6 protein-coding genes are annotated in these 7,961 nt (G+C 68.7%); 2 read left to right on the forward strand and 4 right to left on the reverse strand.

The window, feature by feature from the left end; translation table 11 throughout:
* Positions 1–41 precede the first annotated feature (41 nt).
* Positions 42–920, forward strand: coding sequence for an MHYT domain-containing protein (locus ABZS37_RS29410; RefSeq protein WP_355174282.1), 879 nt, complete (start codon positions 42–44; stop codon positions 918–920).
* Positions 921–939: 19 nt separating this feature from the next.
* On the opposite strand, the gene ABZS37_RS29415 is transcribed toward ABZS37_RS29410, so the two are convergent.
* The 4 genes from ABZS37_RS29415 to ABZS37_RS29430 form a co-directional block, all read right to left on the reverse strand.
* Positions 940–1,833, reverse strand: a complete 894-nt coding sequence (locus tag ABZS37_RS29415; RefSeq protein ID WP_355174284.1) for an endonuclease/exonuclease/phosphatase family protein — start codon at positions 1,831–1,833, stop codon at positions 940–942.
* 130 nt (positions 1,834–1,963) lie between these two features.
* On the reverse strand, positions 1,964–2,908 hold the full coding sequence (locus ABZS37_RS29420) for a superoxide dismutase (protein WP_355174286.1): 945 nt from the start codon (positions 2,906–2,908) through the stop codon (positions 1,964–1,966).
* 105 nt (positions 2,909–3,013) lie between these two features.
* Positions 3,014–5,344, reverse strand: a complete 2,331-nt coding sequence (locus tag ABZS37_RS29425; protein WP_355174288.1) for a beta-L-arabinofuranosidase domain-containing protein — start codon at positions 5,342–5,344, stop codon at positions 3,014–3,016.
* A gap of 18 nt (positions 5,345–5,362) precedes the next feature.
* Positions 5,363–6,742 carry a glycoside hydrolase family 43 protein gene (locus tag ABZS37_RS29430; RefSeq protein WP_355174306.1) on the reverse strand — a complete coding sequence of 460 codons (1,380 nt, stop codon included), beginning with the start codon at positions 6,740–6,742 and terminating at the stop codon, positions 5,363–5,365.
* 490 nt (positions 6,743–7,232) lie between these two features.
* On the opposite strand from ABZS37_RS29430, the gene ABZS37_RS29435 reads away from it, so the two are divergent.
* On the forward strand, positions 7,233–7,544 hold the full coding sequence (locus ABZS37_RS29435) for a carbohydrate binding domain-containing protein (RefSeq protein ID WP_355174290.1): 312 nt from the start codon (positions 7,233–7,235) through the stop codon (positions 7,542–7,544).
* Positions 7,545–7,961: the final 417 nt, after the last annotated feature.

Here is a 7,961-nt window from a genome sequence, read left to right on the forward strand (position 1 = left end):
GCCTTGTTGACGCGCTGGTAACGAATGGGGAGAAGACCGCCGTGGCGGAGATCAATCACTTTGAGTACGGGTGGATCACGCCCGCGCTGAGCTACGCGCTGTCCGTGCTCGGTTCGATCCTCGGGCTGGTCTGCGCCGGGCGTATCCGCACGGCGCGCACGACCGGCCAACGGGCCTGGTGGGGCCTGCTGTCGGCCTGGGCGCTGGGTGGCACCGCCATCTGGGCGATGCACTTCATGGCCATGCTCGGCTTCGCCGTCGACGGCACCCGGATTCGCTACGACGTGCCGCTGACGGTGGCCAGCACGGCCATTGCCGTCGTGGCGGTCGGTATCGGCCTGGCCATCGTGGGTACCGGCCGGTTGAACCTGGTACGGCTGATCGCCGGTGGCGTCTTCACCGGTGCCGGTGTGGCCTCCATGCACTACACCGGGATGACGGCGATGCGCCTCAACGGCAGTCTCGGCTACGACACCACCCGGGTCGTGCTCTCGGTGGTCATCGCTGTCGTGGCGTCCACCGTCGCGCTGTGGCTCGCGATGACCGTCCGACGGGGGCTCGCGATCTTCGCCTCCGCGCTGGTCATGGGCGTCGCCGTGAACGGAATGCACTTCACCGGCATGAGCGCCCTGTCGGTGCACCGCCACGAACGTGCGGGTGAGGTGACCGGCACCGAAGTGAGCACGCTGCTGGTGCCGATCGTGCTGGCAGTGATCTTCGGGGTGGTTGGTCTGCTCTACGCCCTGCTCGCCGCTCCGACCGACGACGACCGGGCCGCCGCCGCGTACCTGGACGGGCGGCGGGTCCCGGAACCGGCGGCCGCGACACCCGCCCCGGACCCGGTCGGGTTGCGCGCCCGCTCCACCCTCGGCCAGCCGGGCACCCCGTTCCCGTCCCGCCGGGACACGCCGCCCCGGTGACACCGGTTGGCGTCGGCGGTCAGCCGTGCCCGATGCGGGGGTCCGTCGGCGGCCTACCGCGGTCGATGCTGAGGGTGGCCAGCAGCCCGGGGTGATCGGTCGCCCCGTGCATGGCCACGGCTCTGCGACAACAGAGCGTGATGTCGGTTGTCGCCATGATGTGTTGCAGCCTGCCGTCGTCGATCCGCTGATAGCCCGCCTGCGCACAGGGCCGCACGTCGAGGTCGCCGTCGGCCCGTAGGTTGAGGTCGCCGGTCAGCACGGTCGGCTCGTACCCGGCGCTTTTGCTGATCGTCGGCAGGATCGTGTCGAGCAGGTGGCCGCACTGGGCGAGCGCGACCTGGTAGCTGGTGGCCGCCAGGTGCGTGGTGCAGGCGAGCAGGGCGCCGTCGACGTTGACGCAGAGCCAGGCTCGTTCCTCGGGGTCCGCGACGTCCTGCGTCTGGTGGATGCCGCCGTACACGGCGCGCGGGGTGTCCGGCGTCTGGACGTGGGTCAGCAGCCCGACGCCGTACGGCTGGCCGTTGCGGCACCGGGTGTCCTCGCCGCTGGGGCGGTCGCCCGCGGCCTGGAACGCGGACACCACGGTCCGTCCGGTGTGGACGGTTTCGAACACGTACTCCAGGGCGGAAATGTCGTCCTGACAGATTTCGTTGAGGGTGACCAGATCGGGTGCCTCGGTCTTGATCACCTCGACGGCCCTGGTCATCGCTCGGCCGGTGTAGCAGCCGGCGCGGCCGCTGTTGCAGAGGTTCATCTGGAGCACCCGCAGCAGGAGGGGTTCGGGGGTGTCCGCAGCGGCGTCGGCGGCGACGGCGCCGACGACCGGCGGGCCGGCTGGCAGTCCGGCGGCCGCGATCAGGCAGCCGACGGCCAGGGCTCGGCGCAGAAATCGGTACGAACGGTCGGCCACGCGGACTCCGGGTGAAGGAGGCGACAGTCTTCGCCGAGGTGCCAGTGATCTTACTGGCGGCTGCTCGGCGACCGGACCCGCGAGGGCGGCCGAGGGGGCACACGCGGTGCGCGTACCCCCTCAGGTCGTTTCAGCGCGTGCGGACCGCGACGGCCGTGTACGGCGTGGTCGGGGTCGGTGGGGTCGTGAAGCGGGCGTTGGGCAGGTAGAGCTTGCCGCGCGCCGTGGCGACGGTCGTGGGTACGTCGAAGTTCGGGTCGGTGATGGTGTCGGTGACCGTTCCGGCGGTGCCGGCGCGGTTCAGCGTGACCATCGCGATCTGGTTGAGGCGGTTCTGCACGACGTAGAGGGTGTGGCCGAGCAGCAGCAGCCCGTCGCCGTTGGTGAAGGTGTAGCCGGGCACGTCCACGACGGTGCTCACGCCGGTCGCCGGGTCGACCCGGTACAGCGTGCCGGTGGCGGACTGGACGACGATCAACGCCCTGCCGTCCGGTGTGGTGGCGATGCCGTTGAGGTTCACGCCGGTGCCGACCTGCTCGTACGCGCCGGTCAGCGCGATGGTGGTGAAGCCGTCGGCGGGCGGCAGCGCGCCACCTCGGCCGAGCGGCAGCCGGTAGAGCACCGGGCGGTTGGAGTCGGTGAAGTACGCGGCGTCGCGGGTCAGGACGACGTCGTTGACGAACGTCGGGGCGCTGGCGAACTGATAGCGGGCCAGCACCTCGCCGGTGCGGGTGTCGAGCACGCGGGCGTCGCCGGCCGTGCCGCCGGAGACGAACAGCCGACCGCGTGGGTCGACCTTGAGGCCGAGCGACGGGGTGCCGGTGGCCGCGCCGATCGTCGTGCCCCGGCCGGTGACCAGGTCGACGCGCTGGATGGCACCGGTGGCGCGGGAGCCGAAGTAGGCGTAGCGGCCGGCGGTGGCGATGCCCTCGGGCTGGAAGCCGTCGGGTAGGGCGAGGACGGCGGGCGGCCGCCCGCCGGGGTGCGCCTGCGCTGGCGCGCCCGCGACGGCGACGGAGGTCAGCAGGGCGGCGGTCAGAGCACCGCCGAGCGTGGTCCGAAGGGGTCGGTTCACTGTGCTCCTTCTGGACGGAAAGGCGGCACGAGCCGACACATCCGCCACGATCACTGGGGCCAGGACCCTCCCCACTGTACGACCGGTGCCGGCCACGACGGGTCGTCAGGCGTTGCGGACGAGCCTCCACCGGTTGTCCGTGCTGCCGTTGTCCGCATCCTGTACGGCCTGCGCGCCCCAGGCGGTCGATCCGTTCAGGATGCCGAGCAGCTTGCCGCTGTTGACGTTGCGGATCCGGTAGGTGCCGTCGCCGTTGTCCACGAGAGTCCAACGGTGGTCGGCGGTGCCGTTGTCCGACCATTGCAGGACCCGGGCGTTGTCGGCGGTGGACATGTTCTCCACGCCCAGCACCTTGCCACTGTTGACGTTGCGGAACCGGACGGCGCTGCCGTCGGTGACGACGACCCAGTTGTGGTCGGCGGTGCCGCTGTCGCCCCACTGCACCGCAAGTCCACCGTCGGCGGTGGACATGTTCTGGATACCGAGGACCAGGCCGGTGCCGACGTTGACCAGGCGGCTGCTGCCGCCGGTGGTGCCGCCGCTGGTGCTCCAGTAGACGGTGTAGTTGTATCCGTGGGCATCCTGGAAGGGAGCGAGAGGCACCGTGGACCCGTTCGCGCTGGCGGTGAAAGCGAGCGAGGTGGTGCTGGTGCGGGTGATCGAGGAGGCGGTGAGTGACGGCAGGGTGCTGAGGGTGGTGTTGCCGTAGTTGCCGGCCAGCACCGCCGGGCCGTACGTGATCGCGGCGACGTTGGCGTTGTCGTTGGCGGCTCGGATGGCGACCTGCATCGGCAGCCGCACGCTGATGGTGTCGCCGGCGGCCCAGGTGCGGGTGACCGTGGCGTAGCTGCCCGGTGTGGTGGCGACGTTCTGCACCGTGCCGTTGACGGCGACCGTCGCACCGCTGGTCCAGGACGGGATCCGCACCCGGATGCTCCACGAGCCGCTCATCGAGCCGGACAGAGCCAGGGTGGTGGTGTCACTGACCGGGTAGCTGGTGCTCTGGGTGACCGTGATGCCGCGCTCCGACCAGCTCAGCACCGACGGGACGAACAGGTTGACGGTCAGCGTCGTCCCGTCGCGGAAGTAGATGGAGTCCATCAACCTCGTGTTGATCTCCAGGCCGGTGCCCTGACAGCACCAGAACGAGTTGTAGTCGGTGCTCCAGGTGCCGCCGCCCCACGCCGGGCCCACGCCCCGACGCCCACCCGGCCTCAGCGGGGTGAAATAGGTGATGTGGCCGTGGTTGTCGGCCGGGTTCTGCCCGCCGATCAGGTGGTTGATCAGGGCACGCTCGTAGTAGTCGAAGTAGTCCGCCCGGTTCGGGTCGAGCAGCCACAGCTCCCGGGTCAGCTTGAGCATGTTGTAGGTGTTGCACTGCTCGCAGGTGTCGTTGCTGAGGTAACCGGCGATCGCGTTGGGCGCCCGGAAGTGCTCGGCCTGGCTGTTGCCGCCGATGACGTAGGAGTGCGCGCCGACGGTGATGGTCCACGCGTTGCTGGCGATGTCCCGGTAACGGGTGGTCCCGGTGGCCTTGAACTCCCGGGCCGCGCCCACCCACTTGGGAACCTGCGTGTTGGCATGCAGCCCGGAGAGCTGGTCCTGGTTGGCGGCCAGGGGGTTGAACACCGCGGCGTGGTCGAACCGCTGCGCGGCGGTGAGCCACCGGCCGTCACCGGTCTGCTGGTAGATGTCGGTCAGCACCTCGTTCATGCCACCGAACTCGGTGCCCAGCATCGACTGCATCTGGCTGGAGCTCAACCGGGACGTGCGGGTGTCGACCCAACCCGCCAACGCCAGCAACACCGAACGGGCCTGTGTGTTGCCGGTGTAGCGCCAGACGTCGAGCAGCCCGGCGAGGGTCTTGTGGATGCAGTAGTAGGGCACGTTGCCGTTGGACAACGTCCGTGCCTCGAGCGCGGTGAAGTCGGACTCCGGGAAGCCGGAGAGGTATCCCGCGGCGAACCCGGCCGACCCGTTGTTCGCCTGGCACTTGGCCAGCTCGGCCACCATGTAGTTCGCCTTGTCCCGGCAGGTGGTGTCGCCCAGCACCGCGTACCCGTGCGCCCAGGCGGTCAGGAAGTGCCCCTGCATGTGGGTCCGGAACGGGAAGTTCGGCGCGTCCCAGCCCCCGTTGGCGGCGGCACCGTTGGTGGACAGCCGGTGGTTGGCGCGGAAGTTGTAGAGGAGGCGGTCGACGTCGACGAACCGCAGATAGTTCAGCGTCCGCGTCTGGTTGTCCATCCAGCGGCCGGTGGTCAGCCGGACCTGACCGAGGTCGAACGGATACGCCGAGACGCCGATGTCCGTACGGGCCGGCGGCACCACGGCCGCGGCCGCGCTTCCGGCGGCAATGGTGGTGCCGGTCGCGGAGAGCACCACGGTGGCTCCGGCGGTCTGAAGGAGGTGGCGGCGGCTGAGGGGCGGGGATGACATGGATCCTCCAGGGGATTGCTACGGGGTGATCCGGAAGGTGGCGTCCTGACGGTCAGCGGCGCTCGAGCTGCCGCTGAGCGGATCGATGCGCAACATGTAGTTGGCGTGTCGCAGGTAGCGGGTCGGGAAGTTGTACGAGCGGAACGACGTCCAGGCGGCGTCCGCGAGCCCTGCCGTCCGGTAGAAGGTGGCGTCGGCCCGGAACACTGAGGTGTTCTCGTTCGCGGCGAGCCGGACCTCGTAGTTGTAGTGCCGCAGGTAGGAGCCGGGATAGTTCACCGACTGGAAGGACACGCCGGTGGAGTCGGCGAGGCCGGGCACCATCCGCCACATCTGGTCCTGGTACGGGTCGAACGGGTACGCGTCCAGCCGGGCGACATTGTCGGCGTGCCGGACGTAACGGTCGGGCAGGTTGGAGGACTTCAACCGGACCCAGTTCGGTGTTCCCCAGCGGGCGATCAGGCCGTTGTACTCCGCGTCCGTGATACCGATCATCGAGCCGTGCTTCGCGTTCATCGGCGGCGTGTAGTCGCGCTGGTTCATCGGGGTCCACGAGTTGCCCCCGATGGTGGTGGTCGACCAGGCGTAGTAGTCGTTGTTGACCGGGCCGTACGAGTCGCCCCACAGCCGCCAGCCGCTGCCGTCGATCGCCTTGACCAGCAGCGGAGCCTCGATGCCGGTGCCCTGCATGAGCCCGCTGGTGTACGTGGTGAAGCTGTTCGGGGCGCCGGTGCTGGACCGGGCACCGTAGAGGTTCCCGTTGGCGAGATTCTTGTAGTAGAGGTACGTGGTGCCGCCGTCGATGACGACGTCTCCGTCGAGGATGCCGAAGCCGGGACTGAAGAACACCTGCGGCGAGCTGACCGTTTGGAAGTCGCTGGTGTAGTTGACCAGGAAGACGTCCTGGCCGTTGTTGGCCGAGTAGACGATGGCGTACTGGCCGCGGGCGGCGTCCCAGAAGGCGGTCGGGGCCCAGGTGTGGGTGTTCAGCGTGTGCATCCGGATCCGGCGGTATCCGGTGAAGCTCGTCAGGTCGAACGAGTCCCACACGTGCAGGTACTGACTGTTGAGGCCGAAGTTGGTGCCTTTGAGGTCGGTGGCGAGCACCACGAAGGTGCCGTCCTGCTTGCGGAGGACGAACGGGTCCCGCAGGCCCAGCTGACCGGCCGTCGGTGTGACGACCGGGTTGTTCTGGTTCAGCGGCGTCCAGTTCAGGCCGTCTCGGCTGACGCCGAGGTGCAGCCCGTAGTCCGCGCCCTGGAACTGGGGTGTCTCGGTGAAGTAGGCCATGACGTACGCGGTGTTGGGCGCGGCGAGGGCGGCGCGCGGAAGACTCAGCACGCCGGTGGCAGCGGCAGCGGTGGACAGGGCGCCCAGGGTGAAGGCGCGTCGGGTCATCGGCACGACAGGCGACCTTTCTGACAGCGGGGACCGTGGTGGTGGGCTCAGCGACGTAACGACCGAAACCGGCAGTCTGGGCCGGGCGGCCATTGACGGCGCTGCCGCCATGGGCCTCACGTACCGGCTCGGCTCATAGCGACGTGTCGATGTGATCGCTAACATAGTTGTTCGTTAACACGCCCGCAACCCCCCGGGTCTGCCCTTGCTGCCACACGGCGGTGTCAGCGCGGAACTGCGGAGCCTGGAGCGGTGTGAGACGACGCGCCCGCGACGGCACGTGACGTGCGGTCCTTGTTGGGAAAGTGGTCGTGCTCCCTTGGCGCTCGCCACGCCGCTCAGTGCGGTGCATCGCAAATCTTCGATGTCAGCGTTGATGCGTCATTGCTGCGGTGTGGTTACGACGTTCACCCCGCGAGGTGCAAACAACCAGGTCAAGCGAGTAGGCGAGCTTGGTCCGTCATCTGTTAGCGCTAACAGCAGCCCCCACGTGACCAACGGCAAGAACTACAACACCACCGTCTGGGTACGGTCGCAGAGCGGCACACCGTCGGCGAAGGCGACTCTCCCAGTGACTGCCAACGGCACGACGTACTACGTGCAGCTGATCCCGGCGGCGGGGGTGAACGCCAACGACTGGACCTTGCTCACCGGCACGGCGACCGTGTCGTGGAGCGGCACGCTGTCCAGCGCCACCTTCTATGTCGAGACGGCGGCGGGCACCGACAGGCTCCTCGTGGACGACGCCTCGTCGCGGGTGACGCGGGTGCCGGAGCCGTGTGCGCACGGTTCCGGCGCATGACTTGACGAACGGCATGTTATCGCTCACAGTCGATGTTTGAGGGCGGCCGCACCTGTGGTTCACCGGGCGAGCCTGCTGGTCGCACCTCGGAGCACGACGTCCGCCCAGGGCATGCCGGGCGTCGTGCCAGGACTCCCAGCACTGGTGCCGTGACGGCGACCGGGCTCTCGCTCGTCATGGTCTCGACAGTTGGGATGAATCCGCGGTCGAACCACCACAGAGAAGGAATTCGCATGAATCACAAGAGAGCCCTGCGAGTGGCGGTGACGCTCGCAGTCACTGGCACACTCGCCGCCGGGATGACGATGACGCTGACCACCGCGGCCAGTGCCGGGACGACCCTGAGAGCGTCGGCGGCCGAGAAGGGTCGTTACTTTGGCGCTGCTGTCGCGACGAACAAGCTTTCCGACAGTACGT

Source organism: Micromonospora sp. NPDC005413 (genome assembly GCF_040606435.1).
In the GTDB taxonomy this organism is placed as follows: Bacteria; Actinomycetota; Actinomycetes; order Mycobacteriales; family Micromonosporaceae; genus Micromonospora.

Excerpts from the sequence above, each read along its gene's own strand:
- ABZS37_RS29425 (WP_355174288.1), bottom strand. The coding sequence starts at position 5,344 with ATGTCATCCCCGCCCCTCAGCCGCCGCCACCTCCTTCAGACCGCCGGA.
- ABZS37_RS29430 (WP_355174306.1), bottom strand. The coding sequence starts at position 6,742 with ATGACCCGACGCGCCTTCACCCTGGGCGCCCTGTCCACCGCTGCCGCT.